Raw genomic sequence first — 25,298 nt, forward strand, 5'->3', positions numbered from 1 at the left:
ATGTCGATCCTCATCGGTTCTGAAACCAAGGTCATCTGCCAGGGCATCACCGGCGCCCAGGGCACGTTCCACTCCGAACAGGCCATCGCCTACGGCACCAAGATGGTCGGCGGCGTCACCCCCGGCAAAGGCGGCCAGACCCACATCGGCCTGCCGGTGTTCGACACGGTCGGCGAAGCCAAGGAAGCCACCGGCGCCGACGCCTCGGTGATCTACGTCCCGCCGCCCTTCGCGGCCGACTCGATCCTGGAAGCCATCGACGCGGAAATCCCGCTGATCGTCTGCATCACCGAAGGCATCCCGGTGCTGGACATGGTGCGCGTGAAGAAGGCCCTGCAGGGCAGCAAGTCGCGCCTGATCGGCCCGAACTGCCCCGGCGTCCTGACCCCGAACCAGTGCAAGATCGGCATCATGCCGGGTTCGATCTTCTCGAACGGCTCGGTCGGCGTCGTCTCGCGCTCGGGCACCCTGACCTATGAAGCCGTGTTCCAGACCACGAACGCCGGTCTCGGCCAGACCACGGCCGTCGGCATCGGCGGCGACCCGGTCAAGGGCACCGAGTTCATCGACGTGCTGGAGCTGTTCCTGGCCGACGAAGCCACCAAGTCGATCGTCATGATCGGCGAGATCGGTGGCTCGGCCGAGGAAGAAGCGGCCCAGTTCCTGAAGGACGAGGCCAAGCGCGGCCGCAAGAAGCCCATGGTCGGCTTCATCGCCGGTCGTACGGCCCCTCCCGGCCGTCACATGGGCCACGCCGGCGCGATCATCAGCGGCGGCAAGGGCGGCGCCGAGGACAAGATCGCGGCGATGGAAGAGGCGGGCATCCGCGTCTCGCCGTCGCCGGCCAAGCTGGGCGAGACCCTGCTCGAGGTGCTCAAGGGCTAATTAGACACCGAAACCCCGCCCCGCGCGGGGCCCAGGTTTTTTGCGACCGCCAGTCGACGATCCGAAAAAATCACCTGGGCCCCCGCAAGATCGGCGGGCGCCCGGTGAATGAGAGACTATATTTACGCAACGGCATTAAGCGGTGGCGTAAAAGGATCGTAAGGCAAAGACGATGGCGGACGACGCAGGCATCATCAATCAGGTCTTGACCGAGACCTCGTTCCTCTACGGAGCCAATGCGGCTTTCGTGGAAGATCTCTACGCCCGGTGGGCGGAGAACCCCGGATCGGTCGAACCCTCTTGGGCCGCCTTCTTCGCCACGCTCTCGGACCAGGCCGACCAGGTCAAGGCCGCCGCCAAGGACCCGGCCTGGACCCCGCGTCCAACCCCGGCCCTGCGTCCCGACTGGCTGTCGGCGATCGACGGCCAGTGGCCGACCGTCGCCCCGGCCGTCGAGGCCAAGGTCTCCAAGGCCATCGAGGCCAAGGCCCCGGGCTCGTCCGCCGAAGCCGTCCGCGCCGCCACGCTGGACAGCCTGCGCGCCATCATGATGATCCGGGCCTACCGGATGCGCGGCCACCTGGCCGCCAACCTCGACCCGCTGGGCCTGGAGCCCAAGCCCGCCGCCCCCGAGCTGGACCCGGCGACCTACGGCTTCGCCGAGGCCGACTATGACCGCCCGATCTTCCTGGACTTCGTGCTGGGTCTGGAAACCTCGTCGATCCGCGAGATCCTGACGATCCTGCGCCGCACCTACTGCGACGCCGTCGGCGTGCAGTACATGCACATCTCGGACCCGACCGAGAAGGCCTGGCTGCAGGAGCGCATCGAGGGCCGCGACAAGGAGATCGTGTTCTCCAAGGAGGGCAAGGTCGCCATCCTGAAGAAGCTGATCGAGGCCGAGGGCTTCGAGCGCTTCCTGCACAAGCGTTTCCCCGGCACCAAGCGCTTCGGCCTGGACGGCGGCGAAGCCATGGTCCCGGCCATGGAGCAGATCATCAAGCGCGGCGGCGCGCTGGGCGTGAAGGACATCGTCCTGGGCATGCCGCACCGCGGCCGCCTGAACGTGCTGGCCGCCGTGATGGGCAAGCCCTACCACGTGATCTTCCACGAATTCCAAGGCGGTTCGTCGGTGCCCTCGGACATCGAGGGCTCGGGCGACGTGAAGTACCACATGGGCGCCTCGTCGGACCGTGAGTTCGACGACAACAAGGTCCACCTGTCGCTGACCGCCAACCCGTCGCACCTGGAGATCGTCAACCCGGTGGTGATCGGCAAAGCCCGCGCCAAGCAGGCCTTCACCCTGCGCGAGCAGCCGGACGCCGGCCGCGGCCACGTGCTGCCGCTGCTGCTGCACGGCGACGCGGCCTTCGCGGGCCAGGGCGTGGTGGCCGAGTGCTTCACCCTGTCGGGCCTGAAGGGCTACCGCACGGGCGGCACCATCCACTTCATCGTCAACAACCAGATCGGCTTCACCACCAGCCCGCGCTATTCGCGCTCGTCCCCGTATCCGTCGGACGTGGCCCTGATGGTCGAGGCCCCGATCTTCCACGTGAACGGCGACGACCCCGAAGCCGTCGTCTTCGCCGCCAAGGTCTCGACCGAGTACCGGCAGAAGTTCGGCAAGGACGTGGTCATCGACATGTTCTGCTACCGTCGCTTCGGCCACAACGAAGGCGACGACCCGACGATGACGTCGCCCCTGATGTACGCCAAGATCAAGGGCCACCCCCCGACCCGCGAACTCTACGCGACCCGCCTGGTCGGCGAGGGCGTCATCACCCAGGCCGAGTCCGACGCCTGGGTCAGCGAATTCGAGAGCTTCCTCGACAAGGAATTCGAGGCCGGCAAGGGCTACAAGGCCAACAAGGCCGACTGGCTGGACGGCAAGTGGAAGGGCCTGGCCCTGCCGGGCGACGAGGACCGTCGCGGCAAGACCGCCTTCCCCAAGACCCGCCTGCTGGAGATCGGTCGCCAGATCACCACCGTCCCGGACCGCATCGACGCCCACAAGACCGTCAAGCGCGCCATCGAGAACCGCCGCGAGGCGATCGAGAAGGGCGAGGGCATCGACTGGGGCACCGCCGAGCACCTGGCCTTCGCCACCCTGCTGGACGAAGGCTTCCCGGTCCGCCTGTCGGGCCAGGACTCGGTCCGCGGCACCTTCACCCAGCGCCACTCCGACGTCATCGACCAGAAGACCGAAGAGCACTACACGCCGCTGAACAACATCCGTCCCGGCCAGGCCCACTACGAGGTCATCGACTCGGCCCTGTCGGAAGAGGCGGTGCTGGGCTTCGAATACGGCTTCTCGCTGGCCGACCCGAACACCCTGACCCTGTGGGAAGGCCAGTTCGGCGACTTCGTGAACGGCGCCCAGGTGGTGATCGACCAGTTCATCAGCTCGGGCGAGCGCAAGTGGCTGCGGATGAGCGGCCTGACCATGCTGCTGCCGCACGGCTATGAAGGCCAGGGCCCCGAGCACAGCTCGGCCCGCCTGGAGCGCTTCCTGCAGTCGTGCGCGGAAGACAACATGCAGGTGGTCAACTGCACCACCCCGGCCAACTACTTCCACGCCCTGCGTCGCCAGATGCACCGCGAATTCCGCAAGCCCTTGATCGTCATGACGCCCAAGAGCCTGCTGCGCCACAAGCGCGCCGTCTCGAACCTGTCGGACTTCACCGAGGATTCGGGCTTCCACCGCGTGATGGTGGACGGCGCCGAGGCCGGCTGCGACGTCGGCGGCGTCACCCTGAAGGGCGATGATCAGATCAAGCGCGTCATCGCCTGCTCGGGCAAGGTCTACTTCGACCTGATCGACCAGCGCGCCAAGCTGGGCCGCGACGACGTCTACATCGTGCGCCTGGAGCAGTTCTATCCGTGGCCGATGAAGTCGCTGATGCAGGTGCTGGGCCGCTTCAAGAACGCCGACCTGGTCTGGTGCCAGGAAGAGCCCAAGAACATGGGCGGCTGGACCTTCGTGGATCCGTGGATCGAGCTGACGCTCGACAAGCTGAACGTGAAGGCCAAGCGCGCCCGTTATGTCGGCCGTCCGGCCTCGGCCTCCACGGCCGCGGGCCTGATGAGCCGCCACATGAAAGAACTTGAGACCTTCCTGAACGAAGCCTTCGCCTGATCGCTTCGTCCCGCCTGATCTGAACCCGCCCGACCTGAACACGAGACATCGGAACCCCACATGGCCGACATCATGACCCCCGCCCTCGGCGAATCCGTCACCGAAGCGACGGTGGCGCGCTGGACCAAGAAGGCCGGGGAGGCGGTGAAGAAGGACGAGCTGCTCGTCGAACTGGAAACCGACAAGGTCAGCCTGGAAGTCGTGGCCCCGGCCGACGGCGTCCTGGCCTCGATCAACGCCGAGGAAGGCGCGACCGTGGTGCCGGGCACGGTGCTGGGCGTGGTGACCGAAGGCGGCGCCGCGACCGCCGCTCCGGCCGCCGCTAAGGCCGCCGCTCCGGCTCCTGCTCCGGCCGCCGCTCCGGCCCCGGCCCCCGCGCCCGCTCCCGCCGCTGCTCCGGCTCCGGCCGCCGCCGCCCCGGTCAGCCCGGCTCCGGCCCGCATCGCCGCCGAGAACAACCTCGACCTGTCGAAGGTCGCGGGCACCGGCAAGGACGGCCGCGTGACCAAGGGCGACGCCCTGGCCGCCCTGGAAGCCCGCGCCAACGCCCCGGCCCCCGCCGCCGCTCCGGCCGCGCCGCGCCCGATCCACGAGCGCGAAGAGCGCGTGAAGATGACGCGCCTGCGCCAGACGATCGCCCGTCGCCTGAAGGAGGCCCAGAACACGGCCGCCATGCTGACGACCTTCAACGAGGTCGACATGACGGCGGTCATGGCCCTGCGCAATTCCTACAAGGACGTGTTCGAGAAGAAGCACGGCGTGAAGCTGGGCTTCATGTCGTTCTTCACCAAGGCGGTCGTCGCCGCCCTGAAGGCCGTGCCGGACGTCAACGCCGAGATCGACGGCCAGGACATCGTCTACAAGAACCACTACGACATCGGCGTGGCCGTCGGCACCGACAAGGGCCTGGTCGTTCCGGTCGTCCGTGACGCCGACGCCCTGAGCCTGGCCGAGATCGAGAAGGCCATCGGCGCCCTGGGCAAGAAGGCCCGCGACGGCGCCCTGGCCATCGAGGACATGCAAGGCGGCACCTTCACCATCACCAACGGCGGCATCTACGGCTCGCTGATGTCGACCCCGATCCTCAACGCCCCGCAGTCGGGCATCCTGGGCATGCACGCGATCAAGGAGCGGGCCATGGTGGTCGGCGGCAAGATCGAGGTCCGCCCGATGATGTACCTGGCGCTCAGCTACGACCACCGCGTGGTCGACGGCGCCGGCGCGGTGACCTTCCTGGTGAAGGTCAAGGAAGCCCTGGAAGACCCGCAGCGCCTGCTGCTGGAGCTCTAGTCGCTCCGAGAGATCGAACGAGAAGGGGCTGCGAAAGCGGCCCCTTTTTCGTTTCTGGCCGCTCGCCTTGAAACAGACCTGACCTGGATGTATCTATACGATGTAGATACAAAGGCCGATGTCATGGGCAAACTCGATATTCGAGCGCCTCGCGCCAAGCTGTTCACCCATGGCGGCAGCCAAGCCGTTCGCCTGCCCAAGGCTTTTCGGTTCGAAGGTACCGAGGTAACCGTCCGTCGCGAGGGCGACGCGGTCATACTGGAGCCGGTCGCCGCCAAGCCCCCTCGCACCCAAGCCGACCTCGACGCGATGTGGGCCCGCATCGACGCGCGAGGTGGAGGCGACTTTCCGGCTCGGGAACAACCGCCGGAACAGGAGAGGGAATTCTGGTGACGTTGGCGTTGGACACCAACGTCTTCGTTGATCTCATTCGCGGGCGAAAGGCGATCATTCGCAAGCGCTGGGACACGGCGATCCTAGCGAGCGAAGCGCTGGTGACTTCGCTGATCGTCTATCACGAACTGCGGTTCGGCGTGGCGCTCAGCCTCGATCCGCCCGGTGGGGCCTTGAACGTCGCCGAAGTCCTCGATGGGGTCGTCGTCGAACCGCTGAACGAAGACGACGTGACGGCCGCCGCTCTTATCAGGGCCAAGCTTAGGCCACATGGAAACCCCATCGGCCCTTATGACGCGCTGATCGCCGGCCAAGCCTTGGCGCGGGGATGGACTCTGGTGACATCGAACGTCCGTGAATTCCAGCGCATCGATGACCTGGAAATCCAGGACTGGAGTCAGCCATGACCGCCGCCCGCGACCGCCTCTTCCTCCTGCGCCCCGACTGGATCGACCAGGACCGGCCCTGGTTCTGCATGGCCTGCGCGGCCGTTGAAGGCTTCCTCGGCTACTATCCGGCGGTGCGCGAGGCGCTGGATGTCGCCTACCTGCCGTATCCCCGGCCGCGCCGTCCGGTGGCCGACCTGCTGGGCGAGGCGAACCAGAACCTGCCGATGCTGATCCTGGCCGAGCCGTTCGACCATCCCGACCTGCGTGAGGGCGACCTGAACGCGGCCGGCGGCCTGTGGTTCGCCACCAACGAGGGGCCCATCACCCGCGTCCTGGCGGCGCGGTACGGCGTCTCGCCGCCGCATCCCTGAGGCCGGGGCGGCGCAAACGCGCAAGACGCCCACGAACTGCGCCTTTAACGCACCTGTTGGGTTGATCCTTAAGGCAGAGGCGCTAGGAGTACCCGCGCCCAGTCACCCTTGGGAAACCGGGGGACAGGCCCCATTTTCTGTCCGGCGCCGAACGCGGCGCGTCTCAAGGCGAAGATCCATGGCTCAATACGACGTCGTCATCATCGGGGGCGGCCCCGGCGGCTACAACGCGGCGACCCGCGCCGGTCAGCTGGGTCTGAAGACCGCCATCGTCGAAGGACGCGGCAAGCTGGGCGGCACCTGCTTGAACGTCGGCTGCATGCCGTCCAAGGCCCTGCTGCACGCCTCGGAGATGTACGAGGCCGCGGCGGGCTCCGAGTTCGCCAAGCTGGGCATCGAGGTGAAGCCGAAGCTGAACCTGCCGCAGATGATGGCCCAGAAGGCCGAGAGCGTCGAAGCCCTGACCAAGGGCGTCGAGTTCATCATGAAGAAGAACAAGGTCGAGTACATCAAGGGCTGGGGCCGCATCGACGGACCCGGCAAGGTGGTGGTGAAGGCCGAGGACGGTTCGGAAACCGTGCTCGAGACCAAGAACATCGTCATCGCCACGGGCTCGGAGCCCACCCCGCTGCCGGGCGTGACCATCGACAACAAGCGCATCGTCGACTCGACCGGCGCCCTGTCGCTGCCGGAAGTCCCCAAGAGCCTCATCGTGATCGGCGCCGGCGTCATCGGCCTGGAGCTGGGCTCGGTCTGGAAGCGCCTGGGCGCGGAAGTGACCGTGGTCGAGTTCCTGGACCGCATCCTGCCGGGCACCGACACCGAGGTGGCCAACGCCTTCCAGAAGATCCTCACCAAGCAGGGCTTCAAGTTCAAGCTGGCTTCGAAGGTCACCGGCGCGACCGCGACCGACAAGCAGGTCAAGCTGACCGTCGAGCCCGTGGCCGGCGGCGACGCCGAGACCCTGCAGGCCGACTACGTGCTGGTGGCCATCGGCCGCCGTCCCTACACCCAGGGCCTGGGCCTGGAGACGGTCGGCATCGTTCCCGACAAGCGCGGCGTGATCGCCAACGACCACTACAAGACCGGCGTCGACGGCGTCTGGGTCATTGGCGACGTCACCTCGGGGCCAATGCTGGCCCACAAGGCCGAGGACGAGGCCGTGGCCTGCATCGAGCTGATCGCGGGCAAGGCCGGCCACGTGAACTACGACATCATCCCGGGCGTCATCTACACCTCGCCGGAAGTCGCCACGGTCGGCAAGACCGAGGAGGACCTCAAGGCCGCGGGCGTCGCCTACAAGGTCGGCAAGTTCCCGTTCCTGGCCAACAGCCGCGCCAAGATCAACCACGAGACCGACGGCTTCGTGAAGGTGCTGGCCGACGCCAAGACCGACCGCATCCTGGGCTGCCACGCCGTGGGTCCGAACGTGGGCGACATGATCGCCGAGATCTGCGTGGCCATGGAGTTCGGTGGCTCGTCGGAAGACGTGGCCCGCACCTGCCACCCGCACCCCACCCGCTCGGAGGCCCTCCGCCAGGCGGCCATGGGCGTCGAAGGCTGGACGATGCAGGCCTAGGCGCGAGCCTGGGCCTCGTGTCCAAGAGTTAACGGGCGTCTCGGCGCCATCTGACGTAGAGTGGCGGGGTTTCGGAAACGGAGCCCCGCCATGCTTTTGTCCGCCATCCTGCTGATCGCGGCGACGCAAACCGCGCCTGGGGCCGCGCCTGGGGCCGCGCCCCAGCCGTCGCCTTCGCAATCGGCCCCCACCGCGCCCTGGCTGCGCGACATGATGGACGCCCGTGTGCGCTGCGGCGCGGTCGCGGCGATCCCCGCCGCCGACAATGTCCGCGCCCAGGTGCGGCCGCTGGGCGAGCTGCCGCCGGGGCGGCTGTCCTACGCCGTGCTGCGCCGCGTCGACGGCTGCGTGGTCCCCACGCCGATCCGCCAGGTCCGTCCGGCCCGCTAGCGCCGCCCACGAAAAAACCCCGCCGGGGGCAAATCCGGCGGGGCTGGTACGCTAAGCTTACGAGGGGAGGAGACGCCCTCCTACGCACGCGAGGGCGGTACGCTTACTGAACCTTAGAATTCTTCCCAGTCGTCGCTGCTCGGCTGCGCCGAACCCGCGAAGGCGGCCAGCTTGGCCTGGGCCGCGCGGACCGGGTTGGCGCCGGGGCGGCTGGCGGCGGTGGCCGGGGCGACCGCCGGGCGGGCGGCCGGACGCGACACCTGGGTCGGAGCCGGAGCGGCGCGACGGGTGGTGGAGCCCACGGCGGCGCTGGCGCCGCTGACCTGGAACCTGCCGATCATCTGCATCAGGCCGTTGGCCTCGCCCTTCAGGGCGTGGCTGGCGGCGGTCGACTGCTCGACCATGGCGGCGTTCTGCTGGACGGTCTGGTCCATCTGGTTGACGGCGGCGTTGACCTGGTTGAGGCCGGTGGCCTGCTCCTGGCCCGAGGCGGCGATCTCGCTGACCAGGCCGTCGATCTCGCTGACCTTGCCGACGATGGCCTGCAGGGCGTCGCCCGTCTGGCCGACCATCGACACGCCCTGGCTGACCTGCTGCGAGGAGGTCGAGATCAGGGTCTTGATCTCCTTGGCGGCGTCGGCCGAGCGCTGGGCCAGGGCCCGCACTTCCTGGGCGACGACGGCGAAGCCGCGGCCGGCGTCACCCGCCCGGGCGGCCTCGACACCCGCGTTCAGGGCCAGCAGGTTGGTCTGGAAGGCGATCTCGTCGATCACGCCGATGATCTGGCTGATCTCCTGCGACGACTTCTCGATCTGGTTCATGGCGTCGACGGCGTTGCGCACCACCACGGCCGAGCGTTCGGCGTCCGAACGGGTCGAGGTGACGACGCGCGAGGCTTCGACGGCGCCGGCCGACGAGCGCTTCACCGTGGCGGTGATCTCGTCCAGGGCGGCGGCGGTCTCTTCCAGGCTGGCGGCCTGCTGCTCGCTGCGGCGCGACAGGTCGTCGGCGGCCGAGGCGATCTCGTCCGAGCCGGCGCCGATGCCGTTGGCGGCGTGGACGATGGTGCGCATCGCCTCTTCCATCTGGGCGATGGCGCCGTTGAAGTCGCTTTGCAGGCGCTGATAGGCCGGCGGGAACTGGGCGTCGACGCGATAGGTCAGGTCGCCGTCGGCCAGGCGGGTCAGGCCCGTGGCGATGTTCTCCATGACGAAGGCCTGCTCGCGGGCGGCGGCCTCGGCGGCCTCCTGGTTGCGGCGGCGCTCGGCCTCGGTCTCGGCGCTGGCGCGCTGCTGGGCGGCCTCGGCGGTGCGCAGGGCCAGGGCGTTGTCCTTGAACACCTGGACCGAGCGGGCCATGCCGCCGACCTCGTCCTTGCGCTGGGCGCCGACGACGTCGACGTCCACCGAGCCTTGGGCCAGGACTTCCATGGTCTTGGACAGGGCCGACAGCGGGGCCGAGATCTTGGCGCGGCCGATCCACAGGGCGAAGACCAGCGCGGCGGCCGAGGCGATCAGGCCGAAGGCGATCGACATCAGGGTGCCGGTCTGGGCCGCCTTGTCGGCCTTCGCCACCATGGCCCGGGTCTCGTCGCTATGGGTGTTGGTGTAGGCCGACACGTCCTTGCTGAGGCTGGCGATGTCCGGATCGATCACGCCCATGACCATCTTGGCCGCGTCGTTGGCGTTCTGCAGGCCCAGATCCGCGCCCTGGCGGGCGCTGGAATAGATGCGGTCCAGACGGGTCTGGTAGTCGGCGACCCGCTTGCCTTCGTCGGTGTCGGCGGCCTTGATCTTGCCCAGGGCGATCTTGGCTTCCTTGTACGCGACGTCGATCTCGTCGCTGGCCTGCTTGGCTTCCGGCGAGGCGGCGTCGTTGGCGATGGTGCGATAGGCGGCGTAGCCGATGGTGACCACGCGGCGGTTGAAGCGCGATCCTTCCAGCTCGGCCGGGGCGCGCTGGTCGACGAGAACCTTGGTGGCGGCTTCCGATTTCTTGGCCTGCCAGGCGCCGATGCCGGTGATCGACAGGGCGACCACGGTCAGGATGACGGCCGGCAGGGCCACCTTGGTGGAAATCTTCAGATCGTCGAACTTCATCGCAAACCTCATGTCCGGATGTCCCCGTCGAAAGGGGTCGGGGGGCCGGTCTTGAGCCCAAGAGCCGCGAACGCCGTAAAAACGCGGTTAACTGCCTGGCTTGGAACGGCTTTGAGCGACGGAATGTCACAGGCCGGAGCAAATCGGCCGACATCGCCATGCGTCCATAGATCGTCATGACATCGATTTTTCAACCTAATCGTGCATAACTGAGCCGCGCCGAAAAACGAGCGCGCCGCCGATCCAGGGGAGATGAAGATGAGCGACTCGAGCCGGCCCAACATCCTGCTGATCACCTGCGACCAGTACCGCTTCCCGCGGTTCTCCTACGGGCCCGAGGCGGGCTTCGCCGAGCCGCTGAAGCGGATTCTCGGCTTCCAGCGCGAGGACGACCGCCACAATCCCTACGCCAGGTTCTTCCCCGGCCTGCTGGCCCTGCGCCAGAACGCGGCCCTGCTGCGCAACCACACCATCGCCGCCAGCGCCTGCACGCCCAGCCGGGCGACGATCTATACCGGCCAGTACGGGACCAAGACCGGCGTCACCCAGACCGACGGCCTGTTCAAGAGCGGCGACTCCTGGAACTTCCCCTGGCTGGCGGCCGACGGGATCCCCACCCTGGGGACCTGGATGCGCGCGGCGGGCTACTCGACCCACTATTTCGGCAAGTGGCACGTCAGCAATCCGCCCGAGCACTCGCTGGACCGCTACGGCTTCGACGACTGGGAAGCGTCGTATCCCGAGCCCCACGGGGCGGCGATCAACAATCTGGGGGTCTATCGCGACACGGGCTTCACCGACCAGGCCTGCGCCTTCATCCGCCGCAAGGCCCTGGCCCTGAACTACAACCGCGTCCAGGCCGTCGAGCAGGCCCAGGACCCCTACGCCAACGGCCCGGATCCGGCGAACATCCCGCCCTGGTTCGCGGTGGCCTCGTTCACCAACCCGCACGACATCGCCACCTATCCGGCGGTGATCGCCCAGGCCCTTCCGACTCCGGACAATTCAGGGACCCAGTCGATCTTCGGCCCGCTGACGATCCCGCTGGAGGGCCAGAAGACCCCGCCGCCGACCGCCGGCACGCTGCAGATCGCCCTGAACCCGCTGGACTTCCCGCAGGACTGCGCCAAGGCCTCGCCCACCCAGGACGAGAGCCTGGCCGACAAGCCCGGCTGCCAGCACGACTACGCCTACAAGGTCGGCCTGGCCCTGAACGCCAAGACCGGCTTCAACATCGTCAACGGCGCGCAGTCGCAGCTGCACGACACGTTCCCCAACGCACCGAGCTTGCCGGGCCAGGACGAGCGGTCGTTCGAGAACGCGGTCAAGGCGTCGCTGAAGGGCACGATCCCCTTCCAGCTCAGCGCCGATCCCGACGGCTACGCCGTGCAGTTCCTGCAGCTCTACGCGTGGCTCCACACGGTGGTCGACACCCACATCGCCGCCGTCCTGAAGACGCTGGAGGAGACGGGTCAGGCCCAGAACACCATCGTCATCTTCCTAGCCGACCATGGCGAGTACGGCGCGGCGCACGGCATGATGATCGAGAAGTGGCACACGGCTTATCAGGAGGCCCTGCACGTGCCGGTGATCGTCCGCTTCCCGCCCTCGAGCGGCGTGGTCGAGGACGAGCCGGGGACCGGGGAGGGGCCGCTGGGCTGCACGCCGCGCCAGATCGACGCCCTGACCAGCCACATCGACATCCTGCCCACCGTGCTGGGCCTGGCGGGGGTCACGGCGCAGCAGCGCGAGACGATCGCCAAGGCCCTGGGCCGCCACCGTCCCGTGCCGCCCCTGCCGGGCGTGGACCTGTCGGGCCTGCTGAAGGGCGACACCGACACGGTGGTCGAGCCGGACGGCCGCGAGCGCCGCGGTGTGCTGTTCATCACCGACGACGAGATCACCGCGCCCCTGGCCTCGAACGACGATCCGGCCAATCTCAAGTGCGACAAGGAGTTCGAGGTCTACAAGGCGGTGGTTGCTGCCGTGAACGCCCAGAACCCATTGCTGGACTTGGCGCCGGGGTCGGTGCGCCAGCCCAACCATGTGCGTTCTGTGCGGACCAAGGCCCACAAGCTGAACCGCTATTTCGACCCGTCGGGCCAGGTCCCCCAGGAGTGGGAGATGTACGACCTGGAGCGCGATCCGAACGAGGCGGTGAACCTGGTGGAGGTGCGGCGCTCGCCGCCCACCGCCCGGGCCGACCTGCCGGCGCCGTTCGTGCGCGACGCGGTGCAGGCGGAGGCGGACCGGCTGGCGGTGCTGCTGGCGGAGCTGGAGGAAAGGGATCTCTGATCCCCTCTCCCCTTGCGGGAGAGGGTGGCCTCGCGGAGCGAGGTCGGGTGAGGGGTTGAAGAACGGATCAGCCGCGAGCGGCGGTCAGGCTGGTGCGACCCCTCATCCGTCGGCTTCGCCGACACCTTCTCCCGCAAGGGGAGAAGGAGCCTTGTTCACGCCCGTGGATGCGCCTTGCCATACGCCGCCAGCAGCCCCGCCGCGTCCACCTGGGTGTACCGCTGCGTCGTCGACAGCGAGGCGTGGCCCAGCAGGTCCTGGATCGAGCGCAGGTCGGCGCCGGCGCCCAGCAGGTGGGTGGCGAACGAATGGCGCAGGGCGTGGGGCGTGGCGCGGTCCGACAGGCCCAGGCGGCTGCGCAGGGTCTGCATCGTCGCCTGGACGTGACGGGGCGACAGCGGCCCGCCGCGCTTGGCGCGGAACAGCGCGTCGTCGGGCGCCAGGGCGAAGGGCAGGGCGGCCAGATAGGCGTCGATCCGCTGGCGGACGATGTCCAGCACCGGCACGATCCGCGTCTTGCCGCCCTTGCCGGTGATCCGCAGGGACTCAGGCAACGGCGCGTCGCGGCGGGTCAGGGACAGGCCCTCGGAGATCCGCAGGCCGCAGCCCCACAGCAGGGTCAGCACCGCCTCGTCGCGGGCGACCTCCCAGTCCTCGCGGTCGGGGTCCAGGGACAGCTCGGCGATCAGGCCGTGGGCCTGGTCCTCGGAAACGGGACGCGGGGCGCCGACCTTGATGCGCGGGCCGCGCACCAGGCCGATGGCGGCGTTGGGCGTGTCGAGGCGATGGTCGAGGAAGCGGTGGAAGGCGCGGATCGACGACAGGCTCTGCGACAGCGAGCGGGGGGAAAGGCCGTCCTCGCCCTCCTTTCCCTCGCGACGGAAGGCCAGATAGGCGCGCAGCTCGGCGGCCGAGACCCCGCCCATGTCGGCCACGGACTGAGGCTCGCCGCGATGGCGCTCCAGGAAGTTCAGATAGGCCAGGACGTTGTCGCCATAGGCCCGCACGGTGCGCGGCGAGGCGCGCTTCTCGTGGGCCAGATGGTCCAGCCAGGCGGTCAGGGCCTGGCGCGCGGGGGTCACAGGATCGGCCAGCGCTCGGCCGTGCGCTCGACGACGCGGGCCAGGAAGGCGACCAGCTCCGAGCCCATGTCGGCCGTGAAGCCCTCGGGGTCGGACGAGCCGAAGGCCAGCAGGCCCTGACGCGACGGCTCCCACAGGGCCATGCGGACGATGGCCATGCTCTTGATCTGCTCGATGCGGTCGCCGAACAGGCCCAGGGCCGGGGCGTGGAAGCCCATGCGGGCCACGCCGTGGTCGCCCATGGTCATGTCGATCTGGCCGGCGATCAGGCCATGCCAGCCGGCGGGCACGCGGCCGGGGCCTTCCAGCACCACGACCCCGGCGGTCAGGCCGAAGCGCAGGGTGGCCATGTCGTCGACCCGGCGGGCCAGGTCGGAATGGTTGCGGGCGTCCAGCAGGTCGATGACCGCGGCGTGGGTCTGGGCCTGGGCCGAGAAGTTGGCGCGGGCGGTGGCCTCGATCTGGCGGCGGACCAGGGCCTCGCGCTCGTGGGCGGCGGCGACGCGGGCCAGGGCGGCGGGGCCGAAGTCGACGATGTTGCTGGCGTCCGGACGCAGGCCCAGGTCGGCCAGCAGGTCGGGATCGCCGTGCAGGAAGTCGGGCTCGGCCAGCAGGAAGTCGCGGATCAGCGCCGGGTCGACCGCCGGGAACAGCTTGGCTTGCGTCGCGTCGCTCATGGGGTCGGCCCTACTCCGTTCACACTTCGTCCCCATATCGTTCACAACAGGAGACAGGGTCGATGAAGCCCCAAGTCGGTTAACAGCGGCTTGATGGGACGGCGACGGGTCCTCTCGACCTGGGGACGTTTCCAAGGCAGAACCCAAGCTTCCCCGATGTCTGGTCCCATGCCCCGCATAGCCTCCGTCCTGTTGCCCATGCCGCTGCCCGAGGCGTTCGACTACGCCGAGCCGGAAGGCCTGGGGCTGGAGGTCGGCGACCACGTGACCGTGCCGCTGGGGCCGCGCGTGATTCGCGGCGTGGTCACCGCCCTGCGCGACGGAACCGGCGGCAACCGGCCGCTGAAGCCGGTGCTGGAGCGGGTGGACGATCCGCCCCTGCCGCCGGGCGTGCTGAGCTTCATCGAGTGGGCGGCGCGCTATTCGGTCGACATCCCCGGCTGGCCCCTGGCCATGGCCCTGCGCGGCCTGCGCCATCCGCCCGCCAAGCCCGACAAGGCCCTGGCCCTGACCGGGACCCAGCCGGCCCGCATGACCCCGGCGCGGCTGAAGGTGCTGGCCGCCGCCGAGGCCGGCCCGATGGCCTCGGGCGCCCTGGCGACCGCCGCCGGCGTCTCGGCCGGCGTCGTGAAGGGCCTGGTCGATGAAGGCGCGCTGGCGGTCACCTGGATCGAACCCGACACCAGCTTCCCGCAGCCGGACCTGTCGCTGCCGCCCCAGACTCTCAATCCCAGCCAGCAGGCCTCGGCCGACGTGCTCTCCGAGATGCTGGCCGCCGGCGGCTTCCAGGCGGCGCTGCTGGACGGGGTGACCGGCTCGGGCAAGACCGAGGTCTATCTGGAGGCCGTGGCCGCCGCCCTGGCCGCCGATCCCGAGGCCCAGGTGCTGATCCTGCTGCCCGAGATCGCCCTGACCCAGGCGGTTCTGGCCCGCTTCGAGGCGCGGTTCGGCGCGGCCCCGGTCGAGTGGCACTCGGCCGTCTCGCCGCCCCGGCGCCGCCGGGCGTGGGAAGGCGTGGCCACCGGCGCGGCGCGGATCGTGGTCGGGGCCCGCTCGGCCCTGTTCCTGCCGTTCCGCAAGCTGCGGCTGGTGGTGGTCGACGAGGAGCACGACGGCTCGTTCAAGCAGGAGGAGGGCTTCATCTACCAGGCCCGCGACCTGGCCGTGGCCCGCGCCAAGATCGAGGGGGCGCTGGTGGTGCTGGCCTCGGCCACCCCGTCGCTGGAGAGCCTGTGGAACGCCCAGCAGGGCCGCTATCGCTGGCTGCGCCTGTCGGCCCGCCATGGCGCGGCCCAACTGCCCGACATCGGCCTGATCGACATGCGCGAGACCCCGCCCGAGCCGGGCCGCTGGCTGTCGCCGCCGCTGGTCAAGGCGGTGTCGGTGGCCTTGTCGCGCGGCGAACAGAGCCTGCTGTTCCTGAACCGCCGGGGCTATGCGCCGCTGGTGCTGTGCCGGGCCTGCGGCGAGAAGATGAAGTCGCCCGACACCGACAGCTGGCTGGTCGAGCACCGCTACACCGGCCGCCTGGTCTGCCACCTGACCGGCTTCTCGATGAAGAAGCCCGAGGCCTGCCCGCACTGCGGGGCCAAGGACAGCCTGACCTCGATCGGCCCCGGCGTGGAGCGGGTCGAGGAGGAGGCGCGCCACCTGTTCCCCGACGCGCGGATCGCGGTGTTCTCGTCCGACACGGTGTTCGACGCGGCCGGGGCCCGGGCCCTGGTCGACAGCATGGCGGCCGGCGAGATCGACATCCTGGTGGCCACCCAGGCGGCGGCCAAGGGCCACAACTTCCCCAACCTGACCCTGGTGGGCGTGGTCGACGCCGACCTCAGCTTGCGTGGCGGCGACCTGCGGGCCGGGGAGCGGACGTTCCAGCTCCTGGCCCAGGCGGCCGGGCGGGCGGGGCGGCACGAGAAGCCGGGCCGAGCGCTCTTGCAGACGTACTCTCCAGAGCACGGCGTGCTCCAGGCCCTCAAGGCCCAGGACCGCGACGCCTTCGTCGAGGCCGAGATGATGATGCGCCAGGAGGCCGGCCTGCCGCCGTTCGGCCGCCTGGCGGCGGTGATCGCCACCGGCCCCGATCCGGTGGCCCTGGAGGACTACTGCAACGCCCTGGCCGCCGCGACGCCCAACGCCCACGGCGTCGAGGTCTTCGGCCCCGCCGACGCGCCCCTGGCCCTGGTGCGCGGGCGCCGGCGCAAGCGCTTCCTGGTCCGGGCCGAGCGGTCGGTGGACCTGCAGGGCTTCCTCGCCGCTTGGCGGGCCCGGGCCAAGGTCCCGAACTCGGTCCGCGTGGTGTTCGACGTGGACCCGTACAGTTTCCTTTGAATCCCTCTCTCATAGAGAGAGGGAGGGGCCCGCCGCGAAGCGGTGGGAGGGTGAGTGGTTTCACTCTCTCAGGATCAGACTCTGACGAGGATGTCAGCCGCGCCTAGCGGTGGGAGCTTGGCGCTGTCCCTTTAAGGCGTTTGGCGGATCGATCCGGGATTTGCCGGTGAGCGGTGTAACCACTCACCCTCCCACCGCCTGCGGCGGCGGGCCCCACCCTCTCTCAAAGAGAGAGGGATTCAGGCTTAAACAGGCTCCTTCTCCAGCACCGGTTCCGGCCCCGGCTGCCGACCGCGCAGCGGCAGCTCCGGGATCAGGAAGATCACCACCAGACCCAGGGCGATCACGATCAGGCCCGCGGCGAAGACGCCGGTGATGGCGTGGGTCAGGGCCTGGGCCAGGGCGGGGTCGGCGTGGCGGGCCGCGCCTTGCGCCGTGGCCTTCAGGGTCATGCCCTGCAGCTGGCCCAGGTCCAGCCCCTGGCCCTCGTTGGCCAGGCGGTGGGTCAGGAGGGCGCCGAACACCGCCACCCCGATCGTCGAGCCGATCTGGCGGAAGAACTGGTTGGAGCTGGTGGCCACGCCGATGTCGCGCACCTCGACGGCGTTCTGGGTGGCCAGGTTGAACAGGCTCTGGCCCGGACCCAGGCCCAGGCCGACGATGGCCATCCGCCAGCACAGGTCCATCAGGCTGGTGTGGGGCGTCACGCGGGTCAGCAGGCCGATCCCCGTCAGCAGCAGCACCGTCCCGGCGATCATCAGCGGCTTGTAGCGGCCGGTCTTGCTGACCAGCTGGCCGGCGGCGGTGGAGGCCACGATCAGCCCGCCCATCAGCGGCAGGATGGCCAGGCCCGAGGTGGTGGCGCTGACGCCCAGGCCCAGCTGCATGTAGAGCGGCAGGAAGGTCACCACGCCCAGGAAGGCCACCGAGATCAGGAAGCCGGCGAGGTTGGAGGTGGCGAACACCCGGTTGCGGAACAGGCGCAGCGGCACCAGCGGGTTGCTGACCTTGGTCTCGACGAACAGGAATGCAGCCAGGGCCACGGCGGCGAAGGCGAACAAGCCCAGGCTCTGGGGCGAGCTCCAGGCGAAGTCGTGGCCGCCCAGGCTGAGCGCCAGCAGCAGCGGCACGAAGGCCGCGACCAGCAGGATCGCGCCCGCGACATCGACCGCGCCGGAGCTGCGATGATGCAGCGGCGGCATCTTCACCAGGATCATGAACAGCGACAGCAGCGACAGCGGCAGGTTGACGTAGAACACCCAGCGCCAGCCGGCGATCACGTGCGACCCCAGCTGCACGGTGCCGTGGTCGGTGAAATAGCCGCCGATCAGCGGGCCCAGCACGCTGGCCAGGCCGAACACCGAGCCGAAGATGCCGGCGAACTTGCCCCGCTCGCGCGGCGGATAGAGGTCGGCGATGATCGCGAAGGCTGTGGTGAACAGCGCGCCGCCGCCGATCCCCTGCAGGGCGCGGAAGACGATCAGCTGGACCATGCCGCTCATGCCCAGCACCGTGCCGAACTCGCCCGACAGGCCCGACAGCCACGAACCGGCCAGGAAGATGGCGATGCCGGCCAGCAGCACGGGCTTGCGCCCGTAGATGTCGCCCAGCTTGCCCCAGATCGGCACCATCACCGTCGAGCTCAGCAGATAGGCGGTGGTGACCCAGGCGTAGAGGGTCAAGCCGTTAAGCTCGGCGATGATCCTGGGCATGGCCGTGGAGACCACGGTCTGGTCCAGGGCGCTGAGCAGGAACACGATCATCAGCCCGGCCAGGGTGGTCCGGCGCTCGGTGTCGGTGAAGGTCTGGGCGGTCGTCATCGCATCCCCTTGCGGTGTCGCGCCGCTACATGCGGTCGCGTGGGGCGGTCCGCAAGTCGGAACGTGGGTTGGGTGGAAAGGCTTCAGGGGCGCGGAGGCGGCGAACACTTGCCCCCTACGGACCGCTTCGCGGTCGTCTTCCCCCAGAGGGGGAAGATGTCGGCGCGCGCGTCCTCCGCCCCCTATGGGGGCGGACAGACCGCGTAGCGGTCAGGTGGGGGCAAGTGGGTGAGCCTCTGTCTACCCCTTCTTCCCCTTCCGCCGCGACAGCATGTTCAGCCCCTCGACCCCGGCCGAGAAGGCCATGGCGGCGTAGATGTAGCCCTTGGGCACATGCACGCCGAAGCCCTCGGCGATCAGCACCGCCCCGATCATCAGCAGGAAGCCCAGGGCCAGCATGACGACGGTGGGGTTGTCGTTGATGAAGTTGGCCAGCGGGTCGGCCGCCAGCAGCATCACGGTCACCGCCACGATCACGGCGATGATCATTACCGGCAGGTGGTCGGTCATGCCCACGGCGGTCAGGATCGAGTCGATCGAGAACACCAGGTCCAGCAGGATGATCTGGAAGATCGCCCCGCCGATGTTGGAGATCGCCGCCGTCTTCACGTCAGGGGCCGACTCGTCGGCGTCCGGATCGACGTTGTGGTGGATCTCCTTGGTGGCCTTCCAGATCAGGAACAGGCCGCCGGCGATCAGGATCAGGTCACGCCACGAGAAGGCCGTCTCGAAGGTCGGCTCGCCGTGGGAGAGCGGACCGGTCAGGCCCAGGTCGAAGACCGGGGCGGTCAGGCCCACGATGAAGGCGATGGTCGACAGCAGGACCAGCCGCATGATCAGGGCCAGGGAGATGCCGATCCGACGCACCCTCTGTCGATGTTCCGGCGGCAGCTTGTTGGAGAGGATCGAAATGAACACCAGGTTGTCGATGCCAAGCACGACTTCCATGACGATCAACGTGACCAGGGCGGCCCAGACGGCTGGGTCCGCGGCGAGGTGAAGGAGTTCGTTCATCGTACCGATCTAGGTTCCGGTTCGGAAAACGCGTCATCGCCTCCCCCTCAAGAGGCGCCGTTCATGCAAGGAACGCGACGGAAGCCCCCAGGCTTCGCCAAACCGAGATTCGAGATGATGCCCGACGCCGCCAATATCAAGCCCCTGACGGCTCTCCGGTTCTTCGCGGCCTTCTGGGTGGTGATGTACCATTATTGGCCGAACCTCTCGGCGGCGGCCCCGCCAGCCATGGTCGCCAAGGGCTATCTGGGCGTCGAGGCGTTCTTCACCCTGTCGGGCTTCATCCTCTGCCACGTCTATCTGCAGGGCGTGGGGAAGGGGACGTTCCGCTACGCCGACTTCCTGTGGAACCGGCTGGCGCGGGTCTATCCGCTGCACCTGGCCACCCTGGCGGGCGTGGGGCTGATGGCCTTCGCCGCCGGCCTGGCCGGCATCGCCGTCGACCAGAACATGCTGGCCTGGAACGCCCTGCCGGCCAACCTGCTGCTGGTCCAGGCCTGGGGCTTCGCGCCGGTGTCGGGCTGGAACCATCCGTCGTGGTCGATCTCGGCCGAGTGGTTCGCCTATCTGTGCTTCCCGGCCTTCGCCTGGGCCGCCTGGCGGCTGCGCGACCGGCCGCGCCTGGCGGTCGGCCTGGCCCTGGCCCTGATCGCCGGGCTCTATCCGCTGTTCCAGGCCCTGGCGGGCTTCCCGCTGACCGAGGCGACCATCCGCTGGGGCTTCCTGCGGATCGTCCCGTGCTTCGCCTACGGCTGCGCCCTGCACGCCCTGTGGCGTTCGGGCGCGGTGACTGGCCGATTCTCTGCGATCGGCGCCTGCCTGGCGGGCGCCGCGGCGCTGCTGGCGGTGCACTTCGGGGCGCCCGATCAAGTGATTGTCATGACCCTGGGGGCGCTGATCGTCACCCTGGCCGGCATGGCCGCGACGGGCTCATCCTTCGCCACCCAAGCCCCGCTCGTGTACTTGGGTGAGATCAGCTACTCGACCTACATGATCTGCATCCCGTGGAAGATCCTGGCGGTCAACGCCGCGGAGAAGCTTCTCAAGATCGATGGAGATCAGCTGCCGCTCTATGCTTGGCTGTTAATCGTCGCCGCACTGGTCCCGCTGTCGGCGCTGTCGTATCACATCATCGAAAAGCCGATGCGTGAGCGCATGAAAGCTTGGGCGAACGGCTGGCGGGAGCGACGACCTGCCACGGCAAAAGCCGGATAAACAGACTTTTCATCTTTCCCTGCGAGGGTTATCCCTTAACCCTAGTGACGCGGGGAGTACCCACAGCATGACGAAACGGACGAGAACCCTCCTGGGTTCCCTGGCCGCTGCCGCCATGATCAGCCTTGTGCCGATGTCCGGCGCGGTCGCTGACGGGTATTGGCAGTGCGTTCCGTTCGCGCGTCTGATGTCGGGCATCCAGATCTTTGGCGACGCTCGTACGTGGTGGTCGCAGGCTGTCGGCAAGTACGACACCGGCTTCACGCCCCGCGCCGGGGCCGTCCTCTGCTTCAAGCCGACCGCCCGCATGAACCTCGGCCACGTCGCCTTCGTCAGCCAGGTGCTGACCGACCGCGTGATCCAGGTGACCCACGCCAACTGGTCGGTGATCGACGGCGGGCGCGGCCAGATCGAAAAGGACGTCACCGTGGTCGACGTCTCGCCGGCCGGGGACTGGAGCGAGGTCAAGGTCTGGTACGACCCGATCCGCGACCTGGGCTCGACCGTCTATCCGACCCACGGCTTCATCTACCAGAACAACCAGGCGGTCACGATCGCCGCCGCCACCAGCAAGCTGGCCATGGCCCAGAACGCCGCCGTCTCGCTGGCCAAGTCCGCCGCCAACCAGGTCGCCGCCTCGGTGCGGGTGTCCTCGCCGCTGGACATGATCAACCAGGCCGCCGACTCGACCGACCGCATCGCCGCCCTGATCGCCCAATCCCAGGGCTCGGGTCCGCCGCAAGACGCCGACAAGCCGCAAGCCACGCGTTGACGCGGTGCGCGCTCTGGGCCATGCCCGGCGCGTGAACAAGGTCCCACATCCATGCTGAGGGTGCTGCGCCACGGCGCGCCGGGTTTCGAGCCCGGCGGCTTGACGCCCGACTGGGCGCTGCCCTCCGACGCGGTGTGGATCGAGCTGGTCAGTCCCACCCGCGCCGAGGAAGTGGCCGTCGAGAAATCGATCGGCCTGCTGCTGCCCACCCGCGAGGAGATGGCCGAGATCGAGGCCTCCTCGCGCCTCTACCAGGAGGACGGCGGCACGTTCATGACCGCCACGGTGCTGGTCAACGCCGACAGCGACCTGCCCACCGCCGCCCCGGTGACCTTCGTGCTGACCGGCGACCGGCTGGTGACCATCCGCTATGTCGAGCCCAAGGCCTTCGCGGTGTTCGCCGCCCAGGCCGAGCGCCAGCCCAGCCTGTGCCCCAGCGGGACCCAGACGTTCCTGGGCCTGCTGGACGCGGTGATCGACCGCACCGCCGACATCCTCGAGCGCACCTCGGCCGACGTCGAGGCGCAGTCGCGGGCCATCTTCGGTCGCCCGCGCGGCGCGGCGTTCGAAGCGATCCTCAACCGCCTGGGCCGGGCCCAGATCGTCAATTCCAAGGCCCGCGACAGCCTGGTCAGCCTGGCCCGCCTGCTCAGCTTCGCCTCGCTGGCCGCCCAGTTCGAGGGCGACAAGGAGCTGCGCGACCACCTCAAGTCGCTGCAGCGCGACGTCCAGTCGATCACCGACCACGCCGGCTACCTGTCGGGCAACATCACCTTCCTGCTCGACGCGGCCCTGGGCCTGATCAACATCGAGCAGAACGCCATCTTCAAGATTTTCTCGGTGTTCTCGATCGTGTTCCTGCCGCCGACCCTGATCGCCGGCATCTACGGCATGAACTTCACGCACATGCCCGAGCTGGCCTGGCTGCACGGATACCCGTTCGCCCTGGTGCTGATGGTCATGGCCGCGGCCGGGCCGCTGCTGTGGTTCAAGCGGCGCGGATGGCTTTGACTTTTCTCGACAAACTGAACGTTTCCTTAAAGATGGCGTGACACGGTTCGGCGAAAAGAGCCTCGCATGTCCGCCGCCCCCGCCAGCCCCAAAGCCACCCCGCAGCCCCTGATCCGCACGCTCGCGCCCAAGGCGCTGAAGGCCGCGATCGAGGCGCACGCGCGCTATCTGAAGGGGCTGCCGGCCGGGACCCGCGCCAACCTCTCCTATGTCGATCTCGACAACGTCAATCTCGAGGGCGTCGACCTGTCCGAGGCCGACCTGACCGGGGCGCGCCTGTCGGGCGCCCTGCTGGCGCGGGCGGTGCTGACGCGGGCCACGCTGTACGGGGCCGACCTGCGCGACGCCGACCTGCGCGACGCCAACCTGGCGCGCTGCGACCTGCGCGGCGTGTGCCTGCGCGGGGCCAACCTGGCCGGCGCCGACCTGTCGGGCTGCGACCTGCGCGAGGGCGTCACCGCCACCCAGGACAGCGTCGACGGCTTCAAGATTCTGCGGCACCGGGAACGGCGCGGCGAGCTGGACCGCGCGGTGACGCGCGGCGCGCGGCTGGACGGCGCCCAGCTGGGCGACGCCTTCACCCGGGTGGCCGACCTGACCGACGCCGACCTGGCCGGGGTCAGCCTGCAGGGCGCGCGCCTGAACCGCGCCACGCTGAACGGCGCCAACCTCTCGCGGGCCAATCTCTACAACGCCGACCTCAGCGGCGCCTCGCTACGACGGGCGGTGTTGTCGGGCGCGGACCTGGCCGGGGCCACCTTCGACGGGGCCGACCTGACCGAGGTGCTGCGCGCCCCGCCGCCGATCATCTATGTCGACGACGCGCCGCTGCACGAGGTGCTGGAGGCGCACGAGCTGTTCGTGACCAGCGACGGCCGCGACGGCGCCCCGGCCAAGGTCCCGTCGACGGACTTCCGGCCGATGCGCCGGCTGCGCGGACGACGCCTGGCCGGCCTGTCGGCGCCGGGCGCGGTCTTCTTCGGCATGGACCTGGAGAACGTCCAGCTGCAGGGCGCCAACCTGGCCGACGCCGATCTGCGCGGGGTCAATCTGCGCGGGGCCGACCTGCGCGGCGCGCGCCTGGTGGGCGCCCAGCTGTCGCGGGCCGACCTGTCGGGCGCCAAGCTGGGGCCGCTGGACATCGCCCAGGGCCGCGTCCTGCGCGCCGACCTCAGCCGCGCCGTGCTGCGCGGCGCCGACCTGACCGGGGCGTCGGCTCGCCGCGTGCGCCTGATCGAGGCCGACCTGACGCGGTGCAAGCTGGAGGGGTGCGACCTGACCAGCGCGGAGCTGCCGGAGGGGTTTGGGGGGTAGGGGGCCTCAGGGCCGCGAGGCTGACCGACAATTCCGGTCTGATCGCTCAATGTCACCGTCATTCCCGCCCTTGTGGCGGGAACCCCTCTATCCGCCGCAAGGGCAGCGGGGTGGCGCGCCGGCGCGCCAAGGCCTCTCACCGTCAGCTGAACCAGGGGTTCCCGCCACAAGGGCGGGAATGACGAGCGTATAAGGATGCCGATAGATCATTCCACCCTCCGGCGCTATCCCTTCCCTCCAGGCTCCACTCCGCCGAAACACGGAAGGTTCGCATGGATCGTATCGAGGCGATGCGGGTGTTCGTGGCGGCCCTGGACGAGGGCAGCCTGGCGGGGGCCGGGCGGCGGCTGGGGCGGTCGCCGGCGGCGGTCAGCCGGGCCATCGCCTTCCTGGAGAACCATGTCGGGGCCGAGCTCTTGCACCGCACGACGCGGTCGTTGCGGCTCAGCGAGGCCGGCGAGCGCTACGCCGCCGCCTGCCGCCGGGTGCTGGTCGACCTGGAGGAGGCCGACCTGATCGCCCTGGGCGAGCGCTCGGCCCCGCGCGGCACCCTGACCCTCACCGCCCCGCCGATCAGCGGCGAGGAGATCCTGCACCCGATCATCGACGCCTTCCTGGACGCCTATCCGGCCGTGGCCGTGAACCTGCTGCTGCTGGATCGCCACGCCAACCTGGTGGAGGAGGGGATCGACGTCGCCCTGCGGGTGGGCCAGCTGCCGGATTCCGCCATGGTGGCCGTGCGGGTGGGCGGCGACGTCAAGCGGGTGATCGTCGCCGCGCCGCGCTACCTGGACCGGCATCCCCGCATCGTCGAACCGGGCGACCTGACCCAGCACCAGATCGTCACCACCACCCATTTCGGCCACGACACCTGGGTCTTCCCGCCGGCGCCCGGCGGGGCGATCGCGCGGTCGGTGCACTTCAAGCCCCGGCTGGTGGTCAACAGCGTGCGGGCCGCCCTGGCCTCGGCGGTCGATGGCCAGGGCGTGACGCGGCTCTACACCTACCATGTGGCCGAGCGGGTGCGGGACGGGTCCTTGCGCATCCTGCTGCGCGACGCCGAACCGCCGCCCTTGCCGGTGCACCTGCTGACGCCCCAGGGCCGCACCGCCGTGCCCAAGGTCCGCGCCTTCCTCGACTTCGCCGCGCCGAGGCTGCGCGCGGCCTTCGCGCGGCTGTCGGCCGAGGCGGGGGCGTTGGAGACGGGGTAGCTATTCAAACGTTTTGCGGAAGAG

General features: G+C 69.2%; 20 protein-coding genes. 15 read left to right on the forward strand and 5 right to left on the reverse strand.

The window, feature by feature from the left end:
- The 8 genes from sucD to AC1U89_RS06455 all read left to right on the forward strand — a co-directional run bounded on the left by sucD (nucleotide 1) and on the right by AC1U89_RS06455 (nucleotide 8,433).
- Nucleotides 1-885: a succinate--CoA ligase subunit alpha gene (sucD, locus tag AC1U89_RS06420; RefSeq protein ID WP_479898894.1), complete on the forward strand. Its 885-nt coding sequence runs from the start codon at nucleotides 1-3 to the stop codon at nucleotides 883-885.
- A gap of 172 nt (nucleotides 886-1,057) precedes the next feature.
- A complete protein-coding gene (locus AC1U89_RS06425; protein WP_479898895.1) occupies nucleotides 1,058-4,021 on the forward strand; it encodes a 2-oxoglutarate dehydrogenase E1 component in 2,964 nt (987 codons plus the stop codon).
- A gap of 60 nt (nucleotides 4,022-4,081) precedes the next feature.
- Nucleotides 4,082-5,311: a 2-oxoglutarate dehydrogenase complex dihydrolipoyllysine-residue succinyltransferase gene (gene odhB, locus AC1U89_RS06430; protein WP_479898896.1), complete on the forward strand. Its 1,230-nt coding sequence runs from the start codon at nucleotides 4,082-4,084 to the stop codon at nucleotides 5,309-5,311.
- Between the two features lie 123 nt (nucleotides 5,312-5,434).
- The gene (locus tag AC1U89_RS06435) at nucleotides 5,435-5,704 is read left to right on the forward strand and encodes an antitoxin (RefSeq protein ID WP_479898897.1); all 270 of its coding nucleotides are present in this window, start codon (nucleotides 5,435-5,437) and stop codon (nucleotides 5,702-5,704) included.
- The gene (locus tag AC1U89_RS06440; RefSeq protein ID WP_479898898.1) at nucleotides 5,701-6,111 is read left to right on the forward strand and encodes a PIN domain-containing protein; all 411 of its coding nucleotides are present in this window, start codon (nucleotides 5,701-5,703) and stop codon (nucleotides 6,109-6,111) included. The genes AC1U89_RS06435 and AC1U89_RS06440 overlap by 4 nt, the downstream gene beginning before the upstream one ends.
- Nucleotides 6,108-6,464 carry a DUF3088 family protein gene (locus AC1U89_RS06445; protein WP_479898899.1) on the forward strand — a complete coding sequence of 119 codons (357 nt, stop codon included), beginning with the start codon at nucleotides 6,108-6,110 and terminating at the stop codon, nucleotides 6,462-6,464. Before AC1U89_RS06440 ends, AC1U89_RS06445 begins: the two co-directional genes overlap by 4 nt.
- 178 nt (nucleotides 6,465-6,642) lie before the next feature.
- Nucleotides 6,643-8,043: a dihydrolipoyl dehydrogenase gene (gene lpdA / locus AC1U89_RS06450; RefSeq protein ID WP_479898900.1), complete on the forward strand. Its 1,401-nt coding sequence runs from the start codon at nucleotides 6,643-6,645 to the stop codon at nucleotides 8,041-8,043.
- A 90-nt stretch (nucleotides 8,044-8,133) separates the two neighbouring features.
- Complete coding sequence (locus AC1U89_RS06455) at nucleotides 8,134-8,433, forward strand: hypothetical protein (protein ID WP_479898901.1); 300 nt, start codon at nucleotides 8,134-8,136, stop codon at nucleotides 8,431-8,433.
- A 113-nt stretch (nucleotides 8,434-8,546) separates the two neighbouring features.
- Here the strand turns inward: AC1U89_RS06455 and AC1U89_RS06460 are convergent, their stop codons facing one another.
- A complete protein-coding gene (locus AC1U89_RS06460) occupies nucleotides 8,547-10,532 on the reverse strand; it encodes a methyl-accepting chemotaxis protein (RefSeq protein WP_479898902.1) in 1,986 nt (661 codons plus the stop codon).
- Nucleotides 10,533-10,790: 258 nt separating this feature from the next.
- Here AC1U89_RS06460 and AC1U89_RS06465 point away from each other — a divergent pair, with 258 nt between their 5' ends.
- The gene (locus AC1U89_RS06465; protein ID WP_479898903.1) at nucleotides 10,791-12,827 is read left to right on the forward strand and encodes a sulfatase-like hydrolase/transferase; all 2,037 of its coding nucleotides are present in this window, start codon (nucleotides 10,791-10,793) and stop codon (nucleotides 12,825-12,827) included.
- Nucleotides 12,828-12,982: 155 nt separating this feature from the next.
- Here AC1U89_RS06465 and AC1U89_RS06470 read toward each other — a convergent pair whose 3' ends face one another.
- Both AC1U89_RS06470 and AC1U89_RS06475 read right to left on the reverse strand, forming a co-directional pair.
- A complete protein-coding gene (locus tag AC1U89_RS06470; RefSeq protein ID WP_479898904.1) occupies nucleotides 12,983-13,909 on the reverse strand; it encodes a tyrosine recombinase XerC in 927 nt (308 codons plus the stop codon).
- Nucleotides 13,906-14,586, reverse strand: coding sequence for a DUF484 family protein (locus AC1U89_RS06475; protein WP_479898905.1), 681 nt, complete (start codon nucleotides 14,584-14,586; stop codon nucleotides 13,906-13,908). The genes AC1U89_RS06470 and AC1U89_RS06475 overlap by 4 nt, the downstream gene beginning before the upstream one ends.
- A gap of 168 nt (nucleotides 14,587-14,754) precedes the next feature.
- Here AC1U89_RS06475 and AC1U89_RS06480 point away from each other — a divergent pair, with 168 nt between their 5' ends.
- Complete coding sequence (locus AC1U89_RS06480; protein WP_479898906.1) at nucleotides 14,755-16,917, forward strand: primosomal protein N'; 2,163 nt, start codon at nucleotides 14,755-14,757, stop codon at nucleotides 16,915-16,917.
- 245 nt (nucleotides 16,918-17,162) lie between these two features.
- Here the strand turns inward: AC1U89_RS06480 and AC1U89_RS06485 are convergent, their stop codons facing one another.
- A complete protein-coding gene (locus AC1U89_RS06485; protein ID WP_479898907.1) occupies nucleotides 17,163-18,737 on the reverse strand; it encodes an MDR family MFS transporter in 1,575 nt (524 codons plus the stop codon).
- 240 nt (nucleotides 18,738-18,977) lie between these two features.
- Complete coding sequence (locus AC1U89_RS06490) at nucleotides 18,978-19,751, reverse strand: TerC family protein (RefSeq protein WP_479898908.1); 774 nt, start codon at nucleotides 19,749-19,751, stop codon at nucleotides 18,978-18,980.
- 117 nt (nucleotides 19,752-19,868) lie between these two features.
- On the opposite strand from AC1U89_RS06490, the gene AC1U89_RS06495 reads away from it, so the two are divergent.
- From AC1U89_RS06495 to AC1U89_RS06515, 5 genes are all read left to right on the forward strand, one after another.
- Nucleotides 19,869-20,966 (forward strand): acyltransferase family protein, encoded by a 1,098-nt coding sequence (locus AC1U89_RS06495; RefSeq protein WP_479899055.1) that lies wholly within the window; start codon nucleotides 19,869-19,871, stop codon nucleotides 20,964-20,966.
- Between the two features lie 67 nt (nucleotides 20,967-21,033).
- A complete protein-coding gene (locus tag AC1U89_RS06500) occupies nucleotides 21,034-21,738 on the forward strand; it encodes a CHAP domain-containing protein (RefSeq protein WP_479898909.1) in 705 nt (234 codons plus the stop codon).
- A 51-nt stretch (nucleotides 21,739-21,789) separates the two neighbouring features.
- Nucleotides 21,790-22,749, forward strand: a complete 960-nt coding sequence (locus tag AC1U89_RS06505; RefSeq protein ID WP_479898910.1) for a magnesium transporter CorA family protein — start codon at nucleotides 21,790-21,792, stop codon at nucleotides 22,747-22,749.
- Between the two features lie 66 nt (nucleotides 22,750-22,815).
- Entirely contained in the window at nucleotides 22,816-24,063 is a 1,248-nt protein-coding gene (locus tag AC1U89_RS06510) for a pentapeptide repeat-containing protein (protein ID WP_479898911.1), read from the forward strand.
- A gap of 272 nt (nucleotides 24,064-24,335) precedes the next feature.
- Complete coding sequence (locus AC1U89_RS06515; RefSeq protein WP_479898912.1) at nucleotides 24,336-25,274, forward strand: LysR family transcriptional regulator; 939 nt, start codon at nucleotides 24,336-24,338, stop codon at nucleotides 25,272-25,274.
- Nucleotides 25,275-25,298 lie beyond the last annotated feature (24 nt).

It is taken from the genome of Caulobacter sp. 05T431 (genome assembly GCF_056665975.1).

Bases quoted from the DNA above. Each gene is read 5' to 3' on its own strand.
- sucD (WP_479898894.1), top strand. From the start codon at position 1: ATGTCGATCCTCATCGGTTCTGAAACCAAGGTCATCTGCCAGGGCATC.
- AC1U89_RS06425 (WP_479898895.1), top strand. From the start codon at position 1,058: ATGGCGGACGACGCAGGCATCATCAATCAGGTCTTGACCGAGACCTCG.
- odhB (WP_479898896.1), top strand. From the start codon at position 4,082: ATGGCCGACATCATGACCCCCGCCCTCGGCGAATCCGTCACCGAAGCG.
- AC1U89_RS06435 (WP_479898897.1), top strand. From the start codon at position 5,435: ATGGGCAAACTCGATATTCGAGCGCCTCGCGCCAAGCTGTTCACCCAT.
- AC1U89_RS06445 (WP_479898899.1), top strand. From the start codon at position 6,108: ATGACCGCCGCCCGCGACCGCCTCTTCCTCCTGCGCCCCGACTGGATC.
- lpdA (WP_479898900.1), top strand. From the start codon at position 6,643: ATGGCTCAATACGACGTCGTCATCATCGGGGGCGGCCCCGGCGGCTAC.
- AC1U89_RS06455 (WP_479898901.1), top strand. From the start codon at position 8,134: ATGCTTTTGTCCGCCATCCTGCTGATCGCGGCGACGCAAACCGCGCCT.
- AC1U89_RS06460 (WP_479898902.1), bottom strand. From the start codon at position 10,532: ATGAAGTTCGACGATCTGAAGATTTCCACCAAGGTGGCCCTGCCGGCC.
- AC1U89_RS06465 (WP_479898903.1), top strand. From the start codon at position 10,791: ATGAGCGACTCGAGCCGGCCCAACATCCTGCTGATCACCTGCGACCAG.
- AC1U89_RS06475 (WP_479898905.1), bottom strand. From the start codon at position 14,586: ATGAGCGACGCGACGCAAGCCAAGCTGTTCCCGGCGGTCGACCCGGCG.
- AC1U89_RS06480 (WP_479898906.1), top strand. From the start codon at position 14,755: ATGCCCCGCATAGCCTCCGTCCTGTTGCCCATGCCGCTGCCCGAGGCG.
- AC1U89_RS06485 (WP_479898907.1), bottom strand. From the start codon at position 18,737: ATGACGACCGCCCAGACCTTCACCGACACCGAGCGCCGGACCACCCTG.
- AC1U89_RS06490 (WP_479898908.1), bottom strand. From the start codon at position 19,751: ATGAACGAACTCCTTCACCTCGCCGCGGACCCAGCCGTCTGGGCCGCC.
- AC1U89_RS06495 (WP_479899055.1), top strand. From the start codon at position 19,869: ATGCCCGACGCCGCCAATATCAAGCCCCTGACGGCTCTCCGGTTCTTC.
- AC1U89_RS06500 (WP_479898909.1), top strand. From the start codon at position 21,034: ATGACGAAACGGACGAGAACCCTCCTGGGTTCCCTGGCCGCTGCCGCC.
- AC1U89_RS06505 (WP_479898910.1), top strand. From the start codon at position 21,790: ATGCTGAGGGTGCTGCGCCACGGCGCGCCGGGTTTCGAGCCCGGCGGC.
- AC1U89_RS06510 (WP_479898911.1), top strand. From the start codon at position 22,816: ATGTCCGCCGCCCCCGCCAGCCCCAAAGCCACCCCGCAGCCCCTGATC.
- AC1U89_RS06515 (WP_479898912.1), top strand. From the start codon at position 24,336: ATGGATCGTATCGAGGCGATGCGGGTGTTCGTGGCGGCCCTGGACGAG.